Genomic DNA, 21,669 nt, shown 5'->3' with positions numbered 1-21,669 from the left:
CATGCGGCTTCCGTTCTTCTACGGCTGGGTCGTCGTCGCCGTGACCTTCGTCACCATGGCGATCGGCGTCAACGCGCGCACCGCCTTTTCGCTGTTCTTTCCGCCCATCATCGCCGAGTTCGGCTGGGAGCGCGGCGTCACCGCGGGCGCCTTCTCCTTCGGCTTCGTCGTGTCCGGCGTGGTCAGCCCGCTGATCGGCCGCCTGATGGATCGCGCCGGCCCGCGCGCGGTGATGGAGCTTGGGGTCGTGCTGATGGGCGGCGGCCTGCTGCTGGCGCCGCTGACCAGCGCGCCGTGGCATCTCTATGTCACCATCGGCGTCATGGTCGGCGCCGGCAGCGTCTGTCTCGGCTATTCCGGCCAATCGCTGTTCCTGCCGAACTGGTTCATCCGCAAGCGCGGCTTCGCCATCGGTATAGCCTTCGCCGGCGTCGGTATCGGCTCGGTGACGCTGCTGCCATGGGTGCAGCACATGATCGAGCAGACCGGCTGGCGCACCGCCTGCACCGCGATGGGCCTGCTCGTCCTGATCGCGCTGGCGCCGATCAATCTGCTGCTGCACAAGCGCCCCGAGGACATCGGCCTCCAGCCGGACGGCGATGCCGCCCCGGCCGCAGGCACGGCGAGGCCGGTCTCCAACGTGGTCGATCCCGTCTGGGTCAACACCGACTGGACGCTGCAGCGTGCCGTCGCGACCGCGCGGTTCTGGTGGATCGCGCTCGGCTATTTCTGCGGCCTGTACATCTGGTACGCGGTGCAGGTGCACCAGACCAAATTCCTGCTCGACGTCGGCTTCAGCCCCGGCGTTGCGGTGTGGGCACTCGGCATGGTCAGCCTGCTCGGCATTCCCGGCCAGATCGCGCTCGGGCACGTCTCCGATCGCATTGGCCGGGAGTGGGTGTGGGCGATCAGCTGTGCGGGTTTCGTCGTCTGCTTCGCCGCGCTGATCGCGCTGAGATATCAAGCCTCGCTCTGGCTGGTTTATCTGATGGTGTTCACGCAAGGCGCGCTCGGCTACGGCCTCACCTCGATCATGGGCGCGGTGGTGTTCGAGATCTTCCAGGGCAGGCACCAGGGCAGCATCTTCGGCACGATCATGCTGGCGGCGCTGGCGGGCGGTGCGGCCGGACCGTGGGTGACCGGCTTGCTCTATGATCGCGCCGGCGACTACACGCTGGCTTTCGCCGTCGCAATGGTCGTGAGCGGGCTGTCGGCGCTCGCGATCTGGCGCGCAGCGCCGGGAAAGGTGCGGGCGGTCGCCGGCCGGCTGCACAAGCAACGGCCCGGGCGTTGAACCTCGTCATCCCCGAGCGCTTTCTGATCGGCGCCGATCAGGTGACCGACTGAGCGTTGCCGGCTGTCGTGATGCCCTCGCCGGCCTGCGCGCGTTGTCACAAGCGCGCGACGGGACGCCGGCAAGCCGGCAAACATTGAACGACAGCGCGCTAGCGCCATTGGAATCCGTTGAGATCTCTTGTGAAATCGTCTTGCAACGACAAAGGCAGCGGGGAGTCGCACGGCCGCCATCGCCATGTGCCAGTCTGGACCGTCGCTCGCCAATGTCGGATAATTGGGCGTGATCTGGCGGCGGCGCTCAGCTCCCAGTCTCCTCACATCCGAGATTGATCCCATGGCACACGGCGCCCTCGCGCAGAAGCTCGAACGATTCCTGCATTTGAGGGAAGCGCCGCCGACGTTGGTCACGCGTTCGCTGCGCAGCGCCGAGCTCGCGGTCACCGAAACCCGGGACGACCATCCCGTGACGCGGCTTTCCGAATCGTTGCTTGCGGAGGACGCCTATCTCGTCAGCGTCAAGCTCCGCGATTTCGCCGATTGCGAGTGCTGGGAGCGCGGGCGATGCGTGATCAAGAGCGATATCCGTGCCGGCGCCACTTATCTGTACGACCTGAAGCGCGATCCGCGTTACGTGATCGACAAGCCCTTCCATTCTCTGTTCTTCCATCTGCCCCGTTCGGCGTTGGACGACGTGGCGAGGCAAAGCGGCGCGCAGCTGATCGGTGAGCTCGCCTATCAGCCCGGCATCGGACATGACGATCCGACGATCCGCCATCTCGGCGCATCGCTCCTGGCGGCGTTGCGGCAGCCTGACGAAGCCAACCAGCTCTTCGTCGATCACATGATGCTCGCGCTCACCGCACATGTCGTGACGACCTATGGCGGGTTGCAGCGCGCCGAGCCGGTGCGCGGCGGCCTTGCTCCGTGGCAGGTGAAGCGGGCTTGTGAGAGGCTGGAGTCCGATCTCCGCGGCAAGCTTTCGCTGGAGAAGATTGCCGCCGAGTTCGATCTCTCCGTCAGCCATTTTTCGCGCGCCTTTCGCGTCTCCACCGGCCTGCCGCCGCACCAATGGCTGCTGCGCCAGCGCGTGGACACGGCCAAGCAATTGATGACGGTGCGCGACCTGTCGCTGGCGGAGATCGCGGTATCGGCCGGCTTCGCCAATCAGAGCCACTTCACCCGCGTGTTCTCTTCGATCGTCGGCATCAGCCCGGGAACGTGGCGTCGTGAACGACCGGCAATCGCTCTCGATGCCCAGACCGGGGACATCGGCGCGGCCGCGCCGATCGTTGCAAGCATCCGCTAGGCCGAGGCCAATCCCGTCCTGCGCCGGAGATCCGTGATCGCGCGCAGGAAACTGTCGGCCGGCGTCGTCTCGGGATCGATCAGCCGGTGCAGGCGAAAGCCGTCCTCCAGCGCGAGCACGATTGCGGCCATCCAGGGCGGGTCCAGATTGTGGTCGCGTCCGTTGCTCTTCAGCGTCGCCTCGACGATGTCGGCGACCAGCTTGCGCCGCGCGCGCAGGCGTTTGGCAAGCTCCGGGCGGCGTTTCTCGGCGCGCGCCACGAACAGGATCATCTCCATGTGGAGCAGGGGCGAGCGGCCGAGCGGATCCTGCCGGCTGCGATCCATCGTCTTCAGCGCCGCGATGAAATCGTCGAGATTGTCGTGCTGCGCCAGGATGTCCATGTTGCGCCGGATCGACTGCTCGACATGGTCCTCGAGCATGGCGATGATCAATTCGTCCTTGCTCGCAAAGTTCGAATAGAACGCGCCGCGGGTGAAGCCCGCCGCCGCCGCGATCGCCTCGATGCTGGCGCCGCCGATGCCGTCCTCCTCGAATACGCGCGCGGCGGCCTCGAACAGCGCCTCGCGCGTGTCGTCCCTGGTCGGTCTCGTTCTCAGCCTTGACATAGCCGCAGAATAGGGCAAGCTGCAACTCGATACAACAATGTATCGAGTTGATAAGTTTCGGGGATGGTTACGCCGGGCGATGGGGCAGCCTTGCGTATTCGTGTCATCGGCAACGATCCGAGGTCACCATGAACGAGCAAGTGCAACCCGCTGGCGGACCGCTGTTCAACCCGCTCTCGCCGGATTTCATCCGCGATCCCTATCCGCACTATGAACGGCTGCGCACGGTCGATCCGATCCACGTGACGCCGTTCGGCCAGTACGTCGCCAGCCGCCACGCCGAGGTCAGTCTCGTGCTGCGTGACAAGCGCTTCGGCAAGGATTTCGTCGAGCGCACCACGCGCCGCTACGGACCCGAGATCATGAAGGAGCCGGTGTTTCGCAGCATGAGCTACTGGATGCTGCAAGCCGATCCGCCGGACCACACCCGCCTGCGCGGCCTCGTCGTGAAGGCCTTCACCGCCCGCCGCGTCGAGGACATGCGGCCGCGGATCCAGGAGATCGTCGACCAGGCGATCGATGCCGTGATCGAGCGCGGCCACATGGACCTGATCGAGGACTTCGCCTTCCGCCTGCCCGTCACCATCATCTGCGACATGCTCGGCATCCCCGAAGAGCATCGCGAGGTGTTCTACAAGAGCTCGCGCGACGGCGGGCGGCTGCTCGACCCCGTGCCCTTGTCTCCAGAAGAGATCAGCCAAGGCAATGCCGGCAACCTGATGGCGCAGATGTATTTCCAGCAGCTGTTCGAGCTGCGCCGCCGTAATCCCGGCGACGACCTCATCACCCAGCTGGTGCAGGCCGAGGAGGACGGCAACAAGCTCACCAACGAGGAGCTGACCGCCAACATCATCCTGCTGTTCGGCGCCGGCCACGAGACCACGGTCAACCTGATCGGCAACGGCCTGCTCGCGCTCCACCGCAACCCCGATCAGCTTGCGCTCCTGAAGGCGCGACCCGAGCTGATGACGAACGCGATCGAGGAGTTCCTGCGCTATGATTCCTCGGTGCAGATGACCGGGCGCGTCACGCTGGAGGATATCGAGGACCTCGGCGGCGTGAAGATCCCCAAGGGCGAGACCGTGCTCTGCCTGCTCGGCTCGGCCAACCGCGATGGCGCGGTCTACCCTGATCGGCCCGACCGGCTGGACGTCACCCGGGCGAACGTCAAGCCGCTGTCGTTCGGCGGCGGCATCCATTTCTGCCTGGGAGCCCAATTGGCGCGCATCGAGGCCGAGATCGCCATCGCCACGCTGCTCCGGCGGCTGCCGGATTTGCGCATCGACGACGTCGAGACCCCGGAATGGCGGCCGACCTTCGTGCTGCGCGGGCTGAAGCGGCTGCCGGCGAGCTGGTGAGGGGCGCTCAGCGTTAACCTCCGCGCGCAACAGTCGCTGTGACTTCGCCACACTTCCCCCTATATAAGGGCTGTTCCGGCGCGCCTGAGGCCCTCAGCTTCGGCCCGGGCCGGTTTGGCCGAGGGGAGACCCGTGCAGACGACGCTGCTCGGATTGGCGATTGCCTTCATCATTGCGCTGCTGGCCGCGCTGATCGGGCCTTACTACATCGACTGGAACCAGTTCAGGCCCCAGTTCGAGGCGGAGGCCGGCAAGATCATTGGCGTGCCGGTGCGGGTGGCGGGCGAGCTCGACGCGCGGCTGTTGCCGGCGCCGACCCTGCGGCTGCGCGCCGTCACCTTCGGCGGCAACAACGATCTCGGCCGCCTGCGCGCCGACAAACTCGACGTCGAGTTCAGCCTCGGCTCCCTGATGCGCGGCGAATGGCGCGCCACCGAGCTTTCGGTCAGCGGCATGGCGGTCGATCTTGGCCTGGACGCGCGCGGGCGGGTCGATCTGCCGTCGACCGCGAGCGGCACCTTCAACCTGGCGTCCCTCGCCATCGAGCGGCTGAACCTCACCGGCCGCATCGCACTTCACGACGCCGCCAGCCGCTCGACGCTGGAATTGAACGACATCGCCTTCTCCGGCGACGTGCGCTCGCTCGCTGGCTCGGTGCGGGGCGACGGTAGTTTCACCGCGCGCGGAGTGCGCTACCCGTTCCGCGTCTCCTCCGGCCCCAGCGCCGACGGCACCGCAACCCGTCTCCACCTGAACATCGATCCCGGCGAGCGCGCCATCCTCGCCGATCTCGAAGGCGTGCTCGCCTTCGACAATCGCCAGCCGAAATTCGAGGGGGCGCTGACGCTTGCCGTGCCCGCGGCCAGGAAGGCGGGCGAGGCGGGGCCGACACCCTGGAAGCTCGCGACCAGGCTCAAGGCCGATCCGGCCGGCGCGAAATTCGAGCAGATCGACGCGAGCTTCGGCCCGGAGGACACCGCCCTGAAGCTCGGCGGCGTCGGCGATATCAGGTTTGGCGCTTCGCCCTTGTTGCGCGCGGTATTGTCGGCGCGGCAGGTCGATGCCGACAGGTTGACCGCCAAGGACGATGCCGATCCACAGCGCGTCCTGCCGGCAATGCGCGCAGGGCTGGCGGCGATCCCGCAGGTGCCGATCCCGGCGCAGATCGAGTTCAATGCCGATCAGATCATGCTCGGTGGCCGTCCGCTCCAGAACATCGCGACCGAGCTTGCGACCGACGGCCGATCCTGGACGTTCCGGCGCCTCGAGCTGCGCGCGCCCGGCATGACGCAACTCTCGCTCAATGGCGCGGCTCCCGGCGCCGACAGTTTCAGCGGCCGGCTCAGCGTCGAGTCGTCGGATCCCGACACGCTGGTGGCCTGGCTGCAGGGCCGCAGCGAGATCAACCGCCGCAGCACGCGGCCGCTGCGTCTCGCCGGCGACGTCACCATCGCCGCCAATCATCTCGCCATCGACAGGCTGAAGGCCGACATCGATGGCGGCGCGGTCGAAGGCCGCATCGCCTTCGTGCAAACAGGCGCCAGCAAGGGCTCGCGGATCGACGCGGACCTCAGGGCCGACCGGCTCGACCTCGATGCCGCCGCGAGCTTCGTGCGCGCGCTGGCGGGGCCGCAGGGCGAATGGCCGGAGGAGGCAAAGCTCTCGCTCGATATCGGCCGCGCCATCTCCGCCGGCCAGGAGCTGCGGCCGTTCGCTGCCAGGCTCGCCTACAGCCCCGCATCGCTGTCGCTGGAGCAGCTGCGCTTCGGCCAGGCCGGCGATGTGACCACGGAGGCGAGCGGCAGCTTCGACCGCACCAAAACCACCGGCAAGCTCGCGCTGAAATCCTCGGCCAATTCGCTGCACGAGCTCACCGCGCTGGTCGAGCCGTTTGCGCCCGCGCTGCGCGCGCGCCTTGATGCGCTCCCGTCTTTGCCCGGCGCGACCCGTCTCAAGCTCGAGCTCAGTCTCGACAAGAACGCCGAGCAGGCCGATCGCAGCAATGCCCGTGTCGTGCTCGACCTCGACGCACCGCAGCTCAAGACCACGGCGACCCTGGCCGCGCAGACGCCGGCGGCCGCCATCGGCGGCATCGACCTCGAACGCCTGCGCAACAGCGACTTCACGCTGGACGCAAAAGTGGCGGCGCCGCAGGCCGGCGCCCTGTTGGCGCTGTTCGGGCTCGATCGCATCGTGGCCGCGGGCGAGGGCGCCTCGCAATTCGAAGGCCGGTTGAGCGGGACCTGGCGCCGTCCCTTGCAATTGAACGCAAAGCTCAGCGGCGGGGGGCTCGAAGCGGACGCGCAAGGCAGCGTCGAATTGTCGGAGCCCAAAGCGTCCGAGCCCAAATCGCCCGAACCCAAATCGTCCGAACCCAAGGCGAGCGTGAACCTGCGCGTGCGCAACGCCAATCTGGCGCCGCTGCTCGGGACCAGCCCGGCCGACAAGTCGGCGCAGAATGTCAGCCTGTCCTCCCGCCTCACGCTCTCCGGCAATCGCCTGACCCTCGGCGATCTCGACGGCAATGCCGCGGGCTCGCATCTGCGCGGCCATGTTTCGGTGACGCTCGATCAGGACAAGACCGTCGATGGCGAGGTCGGGCTCGATTCGCTCGATCTGGTGCCGGCGCTCGCAATCGCGGTCGGCGCGGCCGGTCATGAGTCCGGCGAGCCGCTCGGCGCCGGACTAGTCGGCGGCTGGCGCGGCCGCATCGCCTTCCAGACCTTGCGCGGAACGTTGCCGGGCGGCATCGAGCTGCGCCCCATTGGCGGCGTGATCCGGAGTGACGGCCAGTCGCTCGCGTTCGATGCGCTCAAGGGCGGCGTCGGCGGCGGCGAAATGTCCGCAAGCCTCGACGCGCGCAATGGCGCGGGTGGTCTTGCGTTGAACGCGCGCATCGAGCTCAGCAACGTCGATGCGTCGGCGCTGCGCTATCGCGACCTCGCGCTGCCCAAGGGGCGCGCCTCGGTGCAGATGGCGCTGACCAGCCAGGGCCGCAGCGTCGCGGCCCTCACCGGTGCGCTCGCCGGCAACGGCACGGTGACGCTGGAATCCGCCGAGATCGCCGGCCTCAATCCGCGTGCGTTCGAGATCGCCATCCGCGCCAGCGACGGCGGCCAGGTCAATGACGACCACCGGCTGCGGCAGCTCGTCGAGCCCGCGCTGGCGGCGGGGCGCATCGCGGTGCCCTCGGCGCAGATTCCGTTCACGATCCGCGACGGCCGCCTGCGGGTCGGGGCAACGCCGCTGGAAGCGAAGAATGCCCGCGCCATTGTCTCCGGCGGCTACGACATTCCCGCGGACCAGGCCGACATCCGCGCCAGTCTGACGCCGATCATGACCGGGCTCTCCGGCGCCCCGCCGGAGATCCAGCTGTTCGCGGCAGGCCCGCCCGACAGGCTGAGCCGTACCATCGACGTCGCGCCGCTGTCGTCATGGCTTGCGGTGCGCACGATCGATCGCGAGACGCGGCGGCTCGACGCCATCGAGCGCGGCGAGCCGCCGCCGGCCACCGCTGCGCTGCCGACGTTGGTGTCTCCCGATGGCGCGCCCGAGCAGGCGCCGGCCAATGTGCCGTTGCCGGGCCAGGATCCGCGCCGCATGCCGGCAAAGCCCAAGGTGGCGCCGACCCCGAAGGCTCCGCAGGCCGCGCCCGCCGCGCCGAGTCCGCCGCTTGCAAGCCAGCAACTCGCACCGCTCCCCCCGCCGATCGACGTGAAGCCAGCCCCGGGCCCGCCGCCTCCCAAGCCCAGGCCGAAGCCGCCGCTGGTGCTGACGCCGCAGAATCCATAGCGCGCTCTTGGTTTGCCCGGACCGAGCGGCGGGCTCGCTCACCTCTCCCGCTTGCGGGAGAGGTCGGCGCTTCCGGGCGATGCGAAGCATCGTCCCGCGCGCCGGGTGAGGGCTTTCTCCTCTAGGGGATTCCCATCGCGGAAGCACCCTCTCCCCAACTCTCTCCCGCAAGCGGGAGAGGGAGCGCACCTCCCGCGCAGCATCTTCCCCGCCTCTTAACGGATTCCCTCGCATTTGAACGAATTTTCGTCGGCAAAACTGATTTGCCGATTTTACTGAATTCTCGCGTTTCATCTCTAGCGTTGGTTCCCAGAGGAATTCGGCGTCGCGCCGCGAGCGGCGGGACGGCTCGCCAAAGGGCTGCCAAGAACTGGGGTTATCGAGATGAACGGGGCGAAATCGCTTCTACAGGATCTGGACGACGCGATCGCGCGCGGCACCGACGAAAGCCGGGTGCGCGCATTGTGGCATGCGACCGACATCCTGATCACCGGCCGCTACAGCGACGACGAGATCAGCACGTTCGGCGAGGTGATCGGCCGGCTCGCCGATGAGATCGAGGTGGCTGCGCGCGCGCAGCTCTCCGAAGTGATGTCGGCCTGCGATCACGCCCCGCTCAACGTCATCGAAAAGCTCGCCCTCGACGACGAGATCGCGGTTGCCGGTCCCGTGCTGCGCGATTCCAACCGTATCGACGAGAAGATGCTGATCGAGAGCGCCATGACCAAGGGCCAGGCTCATCTGCTGGCGATCTCGCAGCGGCAGTCGATCGGCGAAGCCGTGACCGACGTGCTGGTCAAGCGCGGCAACCAGGAGGTCGTGACCTCGGTCGCCAAGAACGAGGGTGCGCGTTTCTCCGGCTCGGGCCTCTTGCACATGGTCCGCCGCGCCGAGGGCGATTCGATCCTTGCCGAGCAGCTCGGCCTGCGCAAGGACGTGCCGCGCCACATCTTCCAGCAGCTGATCGCGAAGGCCTCCGAAGACGTCCGCCGTCGCCTCGAGACCGAGCGGCCCGAGATGATGGCGCAGATCCAGAGCTCGGTGACCGAGGTCACGGGCGATCTCCAGTCCAAGTTCGGCCCGTCCTCGCGCAGCTATTTCGTCGCCAAGCGCGTGGTCACGACGCAGTACCGTCAGGGCAATCTCAACCAGGATTCGATCTCGAACTATGCCCGCCAACACCGCTTCGACGAGGTGCAGATCGGCCTGTCGCTGCTGTCGGCGCTGCCGGTCGACGTGATCGAGCGCGCGTTGATGGACCGTAACCGCGAGATGATCCTGGTGCTGTGCAAGGCCCTCGACTTCTCCTGGGACACGACGATGTCGCTGCTGTTCCTCGGCGCCAAGGATCATCTGATCACGGCACGCGAGCTCCATGACAACGAACGCGAGTACGGCCGGCTCAAGATCGAAACCTCGCGCAGCATCTTGAAGTTCTACCAGTCGCGCAAGAACAGCGCGGGTGCCGATGCGGGCCGTCAGCCCGAGCTCCAGGTACACTGAGGACAGGGGAGTATCTGCTATGTTGCCTCAATTCGGCACCGCCGTTCGCAAGAAGACTCCGGCCAATGCCGCCAGCGCGGATCTCGGCGGCGCAGCTCCGGACAAGGCCTCGGTGGACGTCGCCTGGCTCGTGCTCGAAGCCGCCAACGATCTCGGCGACCACGCCGCGGTCGACGCCTGCCGCCGCGTCATCGACGCCGAGCTGAACGGCACCGTGGCCCGCAGCGCGGACGTCGATCTCGTGCTGGGATATTTCCGGTAAGAACTTCGTAGCCCGGATGCAGCGAAGCAATCCAGAATCCTTCCGCTCGGGCAGTCTGGATTGCTTCGCCGCGCTCACAATGACGGAGAATTGCCCCGCTCACGGCCGGATGCGGTAGATCACGGCGTCGTTGCCGTGACGGTCCGTGCTCCGCTCGAGGAGATAGTTCGACTTCTCCAGCACACGGCGGGATGCAGCGTTGCCGACATAGACGATGCCGATGAGGGACGGCAGCTCAAGCTGTAACAGTCCGATGTCCGTCAGCGCAGTCGCGACCTCGCTTGCAAATCCCTTGCCCCAGAATTCGCGCTTGAATGCGTAGGCGATCTCGACCTCGTCGACATCGTCCACGACAATGTGCCGAATGCCCGCCCGTCCGGCGAAGGCCCCGTCTTTGGTTCGCAGCGCCCACAGCCCGAAGCCGTGCTGGTCCCAATGGGCCATGTTGGTCGCGAGATAGGCCTTCGTGACCTCGGGCGTCCGCACCCCGCCGAGGAAACGGGAAACCTCGGCATCGCGATGCAGCGCGACGAGGTCGGCGAGGTGATCCTCGCGCAATCGCTCGGCGGTCAGGCGGTCGGTGCTGAAATGGTCCATGGAGACAGATCGCCGCTTCCGTGGCGTGTCGTCGTTCATGCTGCTATCGCTGCGGGCTGATCGTGACATCATGCCCCTGTTTTGCCCGACGGGGCAACGGGCCATGGCTCGTAGCCCGGATGGAGCGCAGCGTAATCCGGGGCGGTGGTGCTTTGGGCGAGATTCCCGGATTTCGACGCGCTTCTTCCGGGCTACGGACTGGCACACGCGTAACCCATTGATTTCACGAACCCCGTCTACTGTGCATGGGGTTGTTTTCGAGAGTTTTGTTTTGGAAGGGGGCTAGCCCGCGCCCAGCGCGACCGCGACGTTGTAGGTCACGAGGCTCGCCGCATAGGCCAGCACCAGCATGTAGGTGAAGGTGACCCCCATCCAGGCCCAGCTGCCGGTCTCGCGCCGGATCACGGCCAGCGTGGAGGCGCATTGCGGGGCGAAGATGTACCAGGCCAGCATCGACAGCGCGGTCGCGAGCGACCATTTCGTCGCCAGCACCTGGCCGATCTGCTCGGCTGCTTCCTTGCCGCCCTCGATCGCATAGACGGTGCCGAGCGCCGCGACCGCGACCTCGCGCGCCGCCATGCCCGGGATCAAGGCCACCGCGATCTGCCAATTGAAGCCGACGGGGGCGAGCAGGGGTTCGAGCGCCTTGCCGATCATCGCAGCGAGGCTGAACTCGATGGCCGGCCCGGTCGCGCCCGCGGGCGGCTGCGGGAACGAGGCCAGGAACCAGATCAGCACCATCATCGAGAAGATCGTGGTGCCGGCGCGCTGCAAGAACATCTTGGCGCGGGTATAGATGCCGATCACGATGGATTTCACCCGCGGCATCTTGTAGTCCGGCAGCTCCAACATGAACGGCGCCGGCGCAAAGTCGCGCAGCATGAAGAACTTGATCAGGAACGAGACGACGAGCGCGCTGACGATGCCGGTGGCGTAGAGCCCGAACATCACGAGGCCTTGCAGATTGATGAAGCCCCAGATGTCCTTGGCCGGAATGAAGGCGGAGATGACCAGCGTATAGACCGGGATGCGCGCCGAGCAGGTCATCAGCGGCGCGATCAGGATCGTGGTCAACCGGTCGCGCTTGTTGTCGATGACGCGTGTCGCCATGATGCCGGGAATGGCGCAGGCAAAGCTCGACAGCAGCGGTATGAAGGCGCGGCCGTGCAGCCCGGCGCCGCCCATGATGCGGTCCATCAGGAACGCCGCGCGCGCCATGTAGCCGAAATCTTCCAGGAGCAGGATGAACAGGAAGATGAGGATGATCTGCGGCAGGAACACGATGACGCTGCCGACGCCGGAGATCACGCCGTTCTGCAGGAAGCTTTGCAGCAAGCCGTCGGGCAGGGTGGCTTGCACCAGCTCGCCGAGCGAGTCGAAGCCGGACTTCAGCAGCTCCATCACCGGCTGCGCCCACGCGAACACCGCCTGGAACATCACGAACAGGATCAGCGCGAGCACGATTAGCCCGCCGACCGGATGCAGCACCACGGCGTCGATCCGTGCGGTCCAGGTGTCGGGGCGGGCAGGCAGGCTGACGCAGTCGGCGATGATGCGGTCGGCCTCGCGCTGGGTCGCGCGCAATTCGCTGACGCTGAGCGCGCGCCAGCTGTTGTCCTGCGGCTCAGCGGCGAGCTTGGCTGAGATCTCGTCGGTCAGCTTGAGCAGGTCGGCCGTGCCGCCCTTGCGCACCGCGATCGAGGTGACCACGGGCACGTCGAGCTCCTTGGCGAGCCGCTCGACGTCGACATCGATGCCGCGGCGGCTTGCGATGTCGAACATGTTGAGCACGAGGATCATCGGCCGCCCGGTGCGCTTCAGCTCCAGCAGCAGGCGGATGGTCAGGCGCAGATTGGTGGAATCGGCGACGCACAGCACGATGTCGGGCACGATCTCGCCGGAGGCCTTGCCGAGCACGAAGTCGCGGGTGATCTCCTCGTCCGGGCTGCGGCCGCGCAGCGAATAGGTGCCGGGCAGGTCGACCACGGAGACCTGGCGGCCGAGCGGGGTGACGAAGAAGCCTTCCTTGCGCTCGACCGTGACGCCGGGATAGTTCGCGACCTTCTGCCGGCTGCCGGTCAGCGCGTTGAACAGCGAGGTCTTGCCGCTGTTGGGCGTGCCGACCAGGGCGAGATGCAGCAGGGGTGCTTCCATGGGATCAAGGGCCTGGGGCAAGATTCCGGTCGCGCGTTCAGGCGACGATAATGGCCATGGCTTCGCGACGGCGGACCGCGATCGTGATGCTGTCGACCCGTACCGCGATCGGATCGCGCCCGACCAGCCCCTCATGCAAGATCTCGACCCGGGCGCCCTCGACGAAGCCGAGCTCGATCAGGCGGCTCTCGAGCTCGATGTCCGAAAGCGCCGAGCCCGCCTGCTTGGCGGCGAGGTGCTGGATGACGCCGGTATAGCCGCGCTGGGCCAGACCCAGCGGCATGTGCGAACGCGTATTAATGGTGTCGGTCATGCCCTGTATTTTCAACGCCGGGCATTGAGGTCAAGCGCGGCCGCCCGCCGAAGCTGCACCTTAGAGCGATTTTAAAGTGCAGGGGCCGGGCGCCGTCACGGGCGCCCTCCGACGGCTACTGGGCCGGGACCTTGTCCGGCTGGGCGGCCATGGCGCGGCTCTTGAAGTAGTCCAGGACGAACAGACGGATCGCCGACGACAGATTGCCCTGCTGGCGGTTGTTGTCGATCTCGCCGACCAGCTCGGACAACGTCATGTTGCGCAGGCCGGAGATCTCTTTCATGCCGTTCCAGAACGCCTCTTCCAGGCTGACGCTGGTCTTGTGGCCGGCGACGACGATCGACCGTTTCACGACCGGCGACTTCATGGCTGCTCCTCGCGATCGATCCGGTGCTGGTCCAGATGCTCCTTGGCCTGGTCCGCCTGCTTCGCCTCGGACGACCGTTCCGCCTTCGTGCGCCCGAATTTCGCCCGGTTGGCGTCCGCCTGCTTCGCCGAGGCTTCCCGCGCGACGCGCTTCCTGAAACGATTCAGGTTGATGACGTTCCCCATGCCGCGTCTCCATCATCCGATCCTCTTCAGGCAGGATGAAACATTCAGAAACAGGGCGCCGCATTGCGCCCCAGAAGACTTGATCGCCATTCGCTCGTCCTCGTCAATCGGCCCTTGGGGCCATCAAAGGATGAAATTCGCCCCGTCGAGGGCAGTAGGGCTGCGTAACACGCCGCCCCGCCGCAACATTGACGGTAATCAAATCCCGCCCCCAAAGCCGCATATTTTTGGGCGACGCGCGTCCGTATCATTACGGATGGCTATCGGAATTCGGAATTATCCCGGGTTGGTCATCTTCTCGGGGCGTACCAGGCGGTCGAACTCGTCGGCCGAGACGAAGCCGAGCCGCAGCGCCTCCTCCTTCAGTGTGGTGCCGTTGGTATGCGCCGTCTTGGCCACCTTGGCGGCGTTGTCGTAGCCGATCTTCGGGGCCAGCGCCGTCACCAGCATCAGCGAGCGCTGCATCAACTCCCTGATGCGCTTCTCGTCGGCGCGGATGCCGCTGACGCAATGCTCGGTGAAGGAGCGCGCGGCATCCGCCATCAGGCGAATCGAGTGCAGCATGTTGTAGGCCAGCACCGGCTTGTAGACGTTGAGCTCGAAATGGCCCTGGCTGCCGGCGACCGTGATCGCGGTGTGATTGCCGAACACCTGGCAGCACACCATGGTCATCGCCTCGCACTGGGTCGGGTTGACCTTGCCCGGCATGATCGAGGAGCCGGGCTCGTTCTCCGGCAGGATCAATTCGCCGAGGCCCGAGCGCGGACCGGAGCCGAGCAGGCGGATGTCGTTGGCGATCTTGAACAGGCCGGTCGCGACAGAATTGATGGCGCCGTGCGCCAGCACATAGGCATCGTTCGAGGCCAGCGCCTCGAATTTGTTGGCGGCGCTGGTGAAGGGCAGCTTAGTGATCCCGGCGACATGCTTGGCAAACAGCTTTGCAAAGCGCGGCTTCGAGTTCAGGCCGGTGCCGACGGCGGTGCCGCCCTGCGCCAGCGGATAGAGGTCCTTCACCGCGATCTTGAGCCGAGCGATGCCACTTTCGACCTGCGCGGCATAGCCGGAGAATTCCTGACCGAGCGTCAGCGGCGTAGCATCCTGGGTATGGGTGCGGCCGATCTTCACGATCTTCGAAAACTCCTTCTCCTTCCTGCGCAGCGCGCGCAGCAACTCGGCGAGGGCAGGGACGAGATCGGCGTTGATGCGGCTTGCCGCCGCGATGTGCATCGCGGTCGGGAAGGAGTCGTTCGAAGACTGGCTCATGTTGACGTGATCGTTGGGATGCACCGGCTTCTTGGCGCCGAGCTCGCCGCCGAGCAGCTCGTTGGCGCGGTTGGCAATCACCTCGTTGAGGTTCATGTTGCTCTGCGTGCCCGAGCCGGTCTGCCACACCACAAGCGGGAAATGATCGTCCAGCTTGCCCTCGATCACCTCGCGCGCGGCGCGGACGATGGCATTGGCGCGGCGCTGGTCGAGCAGTCCGAGCTCGAGATTGGACTGCGCGGCGGCGAGCTTGACCATGCCGAGTGCATGCACGAGCGAGATCGGCATGCGGTCGGTACCGATGCGAAAGTTCTGGCGCGAGCGCTCGGTCTGCGCCCCCCAATAGCGGTCGGCGGGCACCTCGATGGGACCGAAACTATCGGTCTCGGTGCGGGTCGCGGGGCGGGCGGTCTTCGAGCGGGAAGCTTTGGCCATGAGCACATCCATTCTGCCGCGCGAAACGCCGCACGGCCTCTTCATGTGCTTCTCTATATAGGCAGTTGGGGCGGGCGCGACGGCGTCGCGGCCAACCTAGATCATTTCTTGCGGAAACGATCGAGCCGCACGACCTCGGCACCGCCCTGGCTCGGCGGGTTCGGCTCGTCGGCAGCTTCCGCCTTCTCCGCGGCAGGTGCCGGGACCGAAACGGCCGATGGCGCGGGCGCTGCCGGCAGATTGTCCGGCGCGACCTCGGCGACGTCGGAGGTGTCGAACTGGAGGCCGAACTTCACGGACGGATCGAGGAAGCTCTTGATGGCACTGAACGGCACCACCAGCCGCTCCGGAATGCCGCCAAAGGACAGGCCGACCTCGAAGCGGTCCTCGAGCACGGTCAGGTCCCAGAACTGGTGCTGGAGGATGATCGTCATCTCCTCCGGATATTGCGCGAGCAGCCGCGGCGACAGCTTCACGCCCTCGGCCTTCGACACGAAGGTGATGAAGAAATGGTGTTCGCCCGGCAGGCCATGGGCCGCGGCATCGGTCAGCACCTTCCGCAGCACGCCGCGCAGCGCGTCGCGGGCCAGCACATCGTATCGGATATGATCGGTCGCCATGGTGGTCCTGTTGCATCCCCGAAGCCGGACCCTGCCGATCCGACTCGCCAAGCCGCAATAGTACCGCGCCTGACGGGTGAGCAGGAGTCCCCGCCGGGGAAGAAATCAAAAGAGCAAAGTGGAGGCTTCTGTTGCCAGGTGCCTCCGAACCCCGCCTAGCGGAGCTTAACCCGCTAGGACTTTAGAGTGGTCTTTCAAACTGCGTTACGCAGCCTGAGCAACCGGAGCAAAGTTGTCGTTGGCAACTATTGCAGTAGCCCGATAACGGCGGAACAATACCGGGAAAAAGCACGCCCTTTACGCCCTCGTCGATCCTATTTCGCCCCCGCCAAAGCCCAGCTTCAAGTTCGCCCGATGCTGGGCTTTGGTGGAGGCGCCGGGTACCGCCCCCGGGTCCGAATGGTTTATTACGGCGACCGTTTATTTCCATAGCCGGCGAACCGGCACCCCCAATATAGGGGGCAAAGCTCCCGAAAAACAGAGGGTTGGAAGCGCGATCCTGCGGTTCCCTTTGGATAGGTTTGGGGCCGCCTTGGCCCCACTCTCCTGCGCGGCGGTCGGGCTCTTGATCGCGGTGGTCTTGCGCGTGACGACGCCGCTGCTCAAGAGGGCGGATCCGCTGGCGGTTCATGGATGCCTGCGCCATCGCTCAGCTTTCGCCAGGTCCAAACGTGCTTATCGTGACGTTAATCGGCTAGGCGGTCGCGGGCATCGCCGGCGATGTGCCTGCCGACGGCGCTGCTTGCCTATTATGTCATCCGGCTCCTGAACCGGCCCAGCCGATCGCGTCGGCCGCCCTGATCCAGGCTGCACTGGTTCCGCTGTCGATCGTTTTGATGGCAGCGAGCGCCCTGATCCCCGCGATCGCACAATTGCTGCACTGCTTCTGACCGCGATGGTTGCGGTGGTCGCCTCCATCTCGCGCATCAATCCAGTCTGGCTTTGGCTTGCCGGCGGCGTGTTGGGTTTTGCTGGCATTGTCTGATGAAAATCGCTAGGCAGTGATCCGGGCGGGGTATCCAGTTCCAGCCGATTTAGAACAACAGTGCTCGTGACTTACAGGTCGCGGAGGAGACAGGCATGGCCGACACGATGGGCCACTCAGCGACAGCCACCCGAAACACCCGGTTGGCGCTCGGCTTTTGTCTGCTGGCGATTGCGCCGCAGATTTTCGAATTGATCTGGTCGATCGGGACGATCTTCGGCTGGGGGACCGGCCGCGGTCCGGCGGCGGTCGTCACCAGCCACGCGACGGCGCTGCTGGCCGGCGCGCCCAGCGCCATATTCGGATCGTTTGGCGGCGGCGCCAAGATGTCGTCCGAGGTGCTGCTGGCGCTGATCTATTCCTATCCGCTGTTTGCGGTGGCCATCCTCACGCTGTTCATGACCATTCGTTCGGCGCAAGATTATGTCGGCGGCGTCGTTCTGATGGCAGTCGCCCTGTTCGCGCTATGGGCGTCGAGTGATTTGCAGGGCATGCGTGGCTTCTCCTTCGGTGCGGGCACTGCGCCACGTATGTTCGGCGGGCTGCTGGTTGCCCTGTCTGCCGGCGTCGCGTTGACCGGCCTGATCACGGAGGGACCGGCGCTTGCCCATTATTCCTGGCGCGGGCCGCTGTTCGTGATGGCGGCGATCCTGTTCTTCGCGCTGGCGATCCGGCCGCTCGGCCTCGTGGTCGCGGCTTTTGCCAGCTTCATGATCGCGGCGACGGGCTCGCACGAGACGCGCTGGCTGGAAGCGGCCATCGTCGGCGCCTGCCTGACGCTCGGCTGTGCGATCCTGTTCCCGTACGTGCTCGGGCTGCCGATGCCGATGTATCCGCGTTTCCTGGTCCAGTGAGGGCGTGATGGATATCTTTGCCAACCTCGCTCACGGCTTCGCCGTCGCGTTCTCCCCGATCAACCTCCTGATGTGCCTGATCGGCGCCCTTGTCGGCACGCTGGTCGGCGTTCTCCCTGGCATCGGAACCATCGCGACCGTCGCCATGCTGCTGCCGATCACCTTCGGACTGCCGCCGGTCGGCGCGCTGATCATGCTCGCCGGCATCTATTACGGCGCGCAATATGGCGGCTCGACCACGTCGATCCTGGTCAACATACCCGGTGAGGCGACATCGGTCGTGACCGCCATCGACGGTCACCAGATGGCGAAGCAAGGCCGTGCCGGCCCGGCGCTGGCGATCGCCGCGATCGGCTCGTTCTTCGCCGGCTGCGTCGCGACCGTCTTGATCGCCCTGCTCGGCGCCCCCCTGACGAAGCTCGCGCTGGCATTCGGCCCGGCCGAGTATTTCTCGCTGATGGTGCTCGGCCTGATCTTCGCGGTCGTGCTGGCGAAGGGCTCGGTGCTGAAGGCGATCGCGATGATCGTGTTCGGCCTTCTGCTGTCGATGGTCGGCTCGGACATCGAGACCGGCGCCTCGCGCATGGCCTTCAACATTCCGGAGCTCGCCGACGGCCTCGGCTTCGCGACGGTGGCGATGGGTGTGTTCGGCTTCGCCGAGATCATCCGCAATCTCGACCATGGCGCCGAGATGAACCGCGACCTCGTGCAGCAGAAGATCACCGGACTGATGCCGACCAGGAAGGACCTGGCCGATTCGACGCCGCCGATCCTGCGCGGCACCGTGCTCGGCTCGATCCTCGGCATCCTGCCCGGCGGCGGCGCCGTGATCGCATCCTTCGCGGCCTATACGCTGGAGAAGAAGCTCGCCAAGAACCCGTCGCGGTTCGGCCGCGGCGCGATTGAGGGCGTGGCGGGGCCGGAGAGTGCCAACAACGCTGCGGCACAGACCTCGTTCATTCCGCTGCTCACCCTCGGTATCCCGCCGAACGCGGTGATGGCGCTGATGGTGGGCGCAATGACCATCCATGGCATCGTGCCCGGTCCGCAGGTGATGCAGAAGCAGCCGGATCTCGTCTGGGGCATGATCGCCTCGATGTGGATCGGCAATCTGATGCTGATCATCATCAACCTGCCGCTGGTCGGAATCTGGGTGCGGCTCTTGCGCGTGCCCTACCGGCTGATGTTCCCCTCGATCGTGATCTTCTGCGCGATCGGCATCTATTCGGTAAACAACGCGCCGGTCGACGTCATCCTCGCGGGCATCTTCGGTCTCGTCGGCTATTGGCTGATCAAGCACGATTTCGAGCCGGCGCCGTTGCTGCTCGGCATGGTGCTCGGACCGCTGATGGAAGAGAACCTGCGCCGGGCGCTGCTGATCTCGCGTGGCGACTGGAGCGTGTTCCTGACGCGTCCGTTGTCGGCGGTGCTGCTTGCGGTCGCGGCGAGCCTGCTTGTCCTGACGGTGCTCCCCGTGTTGCGCGCCAAGCGCGACGAGGTGTTCACCGAGTCCGAGAACTGAGGTCGTCCGCGCCCAAGTCGGCTTCGGTCCTGCGTCGGCGCGCCGCATTCGGAAGTCGCATCGACTTGTGTTACGGCTTTGTGAAATGGAAATGCCGGCCTTTGGGCCGGCATTTTATTGTGTCAAGGGGGATCGCCATGACGTTAATTCGCGCGCTCACAGGCGCATGTGCAGCAGCGATAGCATCGCTGGGCGCCTTCATCGCAACCGCTGAGGCGCAGACCTATCCGACGCGGAGCATTACCATGATCGTGCCCTTTGCTGCCGGCGGGCCGACTGACGTGATATCACGCATCGTCACCGGGCACATGGCGCGGACGCTGGCGCAGAGCATCATCATCGAGAACGTGGTCGGTGCCGGCGGCACCACCGCCACGACGCGTGCCGCGCGTGCGGCCAATGATGGCTATACGCTGATCACCGGGCATATGGGCACGCATGCCGCCTCTGTGCCGCTCTATCCGAAGCTGGCCTATCACCCGGAGAAAGACTTCGAGCCGATCGCCCTGCTGGCTGGCACGCCGATCCTGATCCTGGCGCGCAAGGACTTTCCGCCGAAGGACCTCAAGGAGTTTGTCACCTATGTGAAGGCGAATGCCGAGAAGGTGAACGCCGCGCATGCCGGCGTCGGCTCGGTCTCGCATGTCTCGTGCGAGCTCCTCCACTCGATCCTCGACATCAAGCCCGTCGGTGTGCCCTTCAATGGCACGGGACCTGCGATGAACGCGCTGGTGGCGGGGCAGGTCGACTACATGTGCGACCAGATCGTCAACGCCGTCCCGCAGATCAATGCCGGCACCATCAAGGCCTATGCGATCGCCACGGCCGAGCGCAATCCGTCGCTGCCGAACGTGCCCACGACGGCGGAAGCGGGCCTGCCGAAGTTCCAGGCTCAGGCCTGGAATGCGATGTTCGCGCCGAAGGGGACCTCGCCTGCGATCGTGGCGAGCCTGAATGCTGCCGCCGTCAAGGCGCTCGACGACGAGACTGTGAAGAAGCGCCTGCTCGAACTCGGCAGCGTCATCCCCGCGCCGAAGGACCGAACCCCAGAGGCGCTGGCGACCCTGGTCAAGAACGAGATCGCGAAGTGGAGCCCGGTGCTCAAGCCGGCAAATTAAGCGAAGGCGATCAAGGCGCTAGAGCATGTTGTTTTTGACTGGAATCGGGATTCCCACTGGGAGCGATTTCTGATTCAACATCCATGCTGGAGGGCGGAGGCCAGCATGGATGACGCGACCCTATTCGGAAGACATCCGGGAACGGGCTTTGGCGCGAGCTGACGCAGGGGAAACGGTTCGTTCGATTGCCGAGGCGCTCCAGATCAGCCCCTCCTGCGTGACGAAGTGGAAGAATCTGAGGCGGGATACCGGAGGCCTGGCGCCCGGCCAGATCGGCGGCCACAAGAAGCGGGTTCTGTCGGATGCCAACGCCGACTGGCTGCGCAAACGCATTCGCTCGGGGCCATTCACCTTGCGCAAGCTGACGCAGGAGCTGGCTGCACGGGGGATCAAGACAGACGTGCGGGCGGTGTGGACTTTTGTTCACGCCGAGGGGCTCAGCTTCAAAAAAAACGCTTCTACCGGCCGAGCAGGATCGCCCAGACGTCGTCCGTAAGCGGACCCGCTGGAAAGCACATCAAGGCAGGATCGACGTCGCACGGTTGGTTTTTATCGACGAGACGTGGATCAAGACCAATATGGCGCCGCTACGCGGCTGGGGGCCTTGTGGACAGCGCCTCCAAGCATCTGCACCTTTCGGCCATTGGAAGACCATGACCTTCATCGCGGCGCTGCGTCACGATCGGATCAGCGCGCCTTGGGTGATCGATGGTCCCATCAATGGTGAGCTCTTCACGCTGTACGTCGAGAAGGTGTTGGCACCCACCCTCGCACCGGGCGAGATCGTCGTTCTCGACAATCTTGGCAGCCATAAGGGCAAAGCGGCTCGCCAAGCCATCCGCGCCAGAGGCGCCCACCGCATCTTCTTGCCGCCATATAGCCCTGACCTCAATCCGATCGAGCAGGTCTTCGCCAAACTCAAACATCTCATGCGAGCTGCCGAGCCCCGTGACGTGGAGGCAACCTGGAGAAAGGCTGGTGAACTCCTCGATCTCTTCTCCGAGACGGAGTGCACCAACTACTTCAAAAACTCAGGCTACGTTTCCGTATAAAAACATCATGCTCTAGGCGAGGGGCGGAACGCTGAGTTTCGCCCCCTTGTCGTTTGTGCCGGGAACACTCACTTTTCCG

General features: G+C 65.7%; 18 protein-coding genes, 1 other RNA gene and 1 pseudogene. 11 read left to right on the top strand and 9 right to left on the bottom strand.

All coding sequences use genetic code 11. The features are described 5' to 3' along the window. Position 1: 1 nt before the first annotated feature. Both N2604_RS32465 and N2604_RS32460 read left to right on the top strand, forming a co-directional pair. Positions 2-1,294 carry an MFS transporter gene (locus N2604_RS32465; RefSeq protein ID WP_260376357.1) on the top strand — a complete coding sequence of 431 codons (1,293 nt, stop codon included), beginning with the start codon at positions 2-4 and terminating at the stop codon, positions 1,292-1,294. A 336-nt stretch (positions 1,295-1,630) separates the two neighbouring features. Further along, complete coding sequence (locus N2604_RS32460; protein WP_260372051.1) at positions 1,631-2,602, top strand: AraC family transcriptional regulator; 972 nt, start codon at positions 1,631-1,633, stop codon at positions 2,600-2,602. Here the strand turns inward: N2604_RS32460 and N2604_RS32455 are convergent. After that, entirely contained in the window at positions 2,599-3,210 is a 612-nt protein-coding gene (locus tag N2604_RS32455; RefSeq protein WP_260372050.1) for a TetR/AcrR family transcriptional regulator, read from the bottom strand. The genes N2604_RS32460 and N2604_RS32455 overlap by 4 nt on opposite strands. Positions 3,211-3,338: 128 nt before the next feature. Between N2604_RS32455 and N2604_RS32450 the strand changes: the two genes are divergently transcribed. The 4 genes from N2604_RS32450 (at position 3,339) to N2604_RS32435 (ending at position 10,125) form a co-directional block, all read left to right on the top strand. Continuing rightward, positions 3,339-4,568, top strand: coding sequence for a cytochrome P450 (locus N2604_RS32450; RefSeq protein WP_260372049.1), 1,230 nt, complete (start codon positions 3,339-3,341; stop codon positions 4,566-4,568). Between the two features lie 132 nt (positions 4,569-4,700). Continuing rightward, positions 4,701-8,360, top strand: a complete 3,660-nt coding sequence (locus N2604_RS32445; protein ID WP_260372048.1) for an AsmA-like C-terminal region-containing protein — start codon at positions 4,701-4,703, stop codon at positions 8,358-8,360. Between the two features lie 384 nt (positions 8,361-8,744). Continuing rightward, positions 8,745-9,863 carry a DUF2336 domain-containing protein gene (locus tag N2604_RS32440; RefSeq protein ID WP_260372047.1) on the top strand — a complete coding sequence of 373 codons (1,119 nt, stop codon included), beginning with the start codon at positions 8,745-8,747 and terminating at the stop codon, positions 9,861-9,863. Positions 9,864-9,882: 19 nt separating this feature from the next. After that, positions 9,883-10,125: a hypothetical protein gene (locus N2604_RS32435; RefSeq protein WP_260372046.1), complete on the top strand. Its 243-nt coding sequence runs from the start codon at positions 9,883-9,885 to the stop codon at positions 10,123-10,125. 99 nt (positions 10,126-10,224) lie between these two features. Here N2604_RS32435 and N2604_RS32430 read toward each other — a convergent pair whose 3' ends face one another. The 8 genes from N2604_RS32430 to ssrA form a co-directional block, all read right to left on the bottom strand. Next, positions 10,225-10,722, bottom strand: coding sequence for a GNAT family N-acetyltransferase (locus tag N2604_RS32430; protein ID WP_260372045.1), 498 nt, complete (start codon positions 10,720-10,722; stop codon positions 10,225-10,227). A gap of 282 nt (positions 10,723-11,004) precedes the next feature. Beyond that, positions 11,005-12,876 carry a ferrous iron transporter B gene (locus N2604_RS32425; RefSeq protein ID WP_260372044.1) on the bottom strand — a complete coding sequence of 624 codons (1,872 nt, stop codon included), beginning with the start codon at positions 12,874-12,876 and terminating at the stop codon, positions 11,005-11,007. Between the two features lie 37 nt (positions 12,877-12,913). Continuing rightward, entirely contained in the window at positions 12,914-13,189 is a 276-nt protein-coding gene (locus N2604_RS32420) for a FeoA family protein (protein ID WP_260372043.1), read from the bottom strand. Between the two features lie 115 nt (positions 13,190-13,304). After that, entirely contained in the window at positions 13,305-13,556 is a 252-nt protein-coding gene (locus N2604_RS32415) for a ribbon-helix-helix domain-containing protein (protein WP_025038043.1), read from the bottom strand. After that, positions 13,553-13,741, bottom strand: a complete 189-nt coding sequence (locus N2604_RS32410) for a DUF4169 family protein (protein ID WP_260372042.1) — start codon at positions 13,739-13,741, stop codon at positions 13,553-13,555. The genes N2604_RS32415 and N2604_RS32410 overlap by 4 nt, the downstream gene beginning before the upstream one ends. 276 nt (positions 13,742-14,017) lie before the next feature. Beyond that, positions 14,018-15,451 (bottom strand): class II fumarate hydratase, encoded by a 1,434-nt coding sequence (gene fumC, locus N2604_RS32405; protein ID WP_260372041.1) that lies wholly within the window; start codon positions 15,449-15,451, stop codon positions 14,018-14,020. 89 nt (positions 15,452-15,540) lie between these two features. After that, positions 15,541-16,059, bottom strand: a complete 519-nt coding sequence (locus tag N2604_RS32400) for an SspB family protein (protein WP_260372040.1) — start codon at positions 16,057-16,059, stop codon at positions 15,541-15,543. A 117-nt stretch (positions 16,060-16,176) separates the two neighbouring features. Then, positions 16,177-16,543: a transfer-messenger RNA gene (ssrA, locus tag N2604_RS32395) on the bottom strand. Positions 16,544-16,682: 139 nt separating this feature from the next. Here ssrA and N2604_RS32390 point away from each other — a divergent pair. The 5 genes and pseudogenes from N2604_RS32390 to N2604_RS32370 all read left to right on the top strand — a co-directional run. Beyond that, a pseudogene (locus tag N2604_RS32390) lies at positions 16,683-17,044 on the top strand (chromate transporter); the annotation flags it as partial. A gap of 95 nt (positions 17,045-17,139) precedes the next feature. Next, complete coding sequence (locus N2604_RS32385; RefSeq protein WP_260372039.1) at positions 17,140-17,898, top strand: tripartite tricarboxylate transporter TctB family protein; 759 nt, start codon at positions 17,140-17,142, stop codon at positions 17,896-17,898. Between the two features lie 7 nt (positions 17,899-17,905). Beyond that, on the top strand, positions 17,906-19,420 hold the full coding sequence (locus N2604_RS32380; protein WP_260372038.1) for a tripartite tricarboxylate transporter permease: 1,515 nt from the start codon (positions 17,906-17,908) through the stop codon (positions 19,418-19,420). 137 nt (positions 19,421-19,557) lie between these two features. Beyond that, on the top strand, positions 19,558-20,538 hold the full coding sequence (locus tag N2604_RS32375) for a tripartite tricarboxylate transporter substrate binding protein BugD (RefSeq protein WP_260372037.1): 981 nt from the start codon (positions 19,558-19,560) through the stop codon (positions 20,536-20,538). 109 nt (positions 20,539-20,647) lie between these two features. Then, positions 20,648-21,590, top strand: a protein-coding gene (locus N2604_RS32370) for an IS630 family transposase (protein ID WP_260370534.1) whose coding sequence is annotated in 2 segments (ribosomal slippage) — positions 20,648-20,983 and positions 20,985-21,590 — 942 coding nt in all. Because the reading frame shifts where the segments join, the coding sequence is not laid out codon by codon here. The last annotated feature ends 79 nt before the right edge of the window (positions 21,591-21,669 follow it).

Origin of the sequence: Bradyrhizobium sp. CB1015, assembly GCF_025200925.1 — a bacterium.
GTDB lineage: Bacteria > Pseudomonadota > Alphaproteobacteria > Rhizobiales > Xanthobacteraceae > Bradyrhizobium.
Note: the sequence above shows the minus strand (reverse complement) of the source record. Positions and strands in the feature narration are given on the sequence as shown.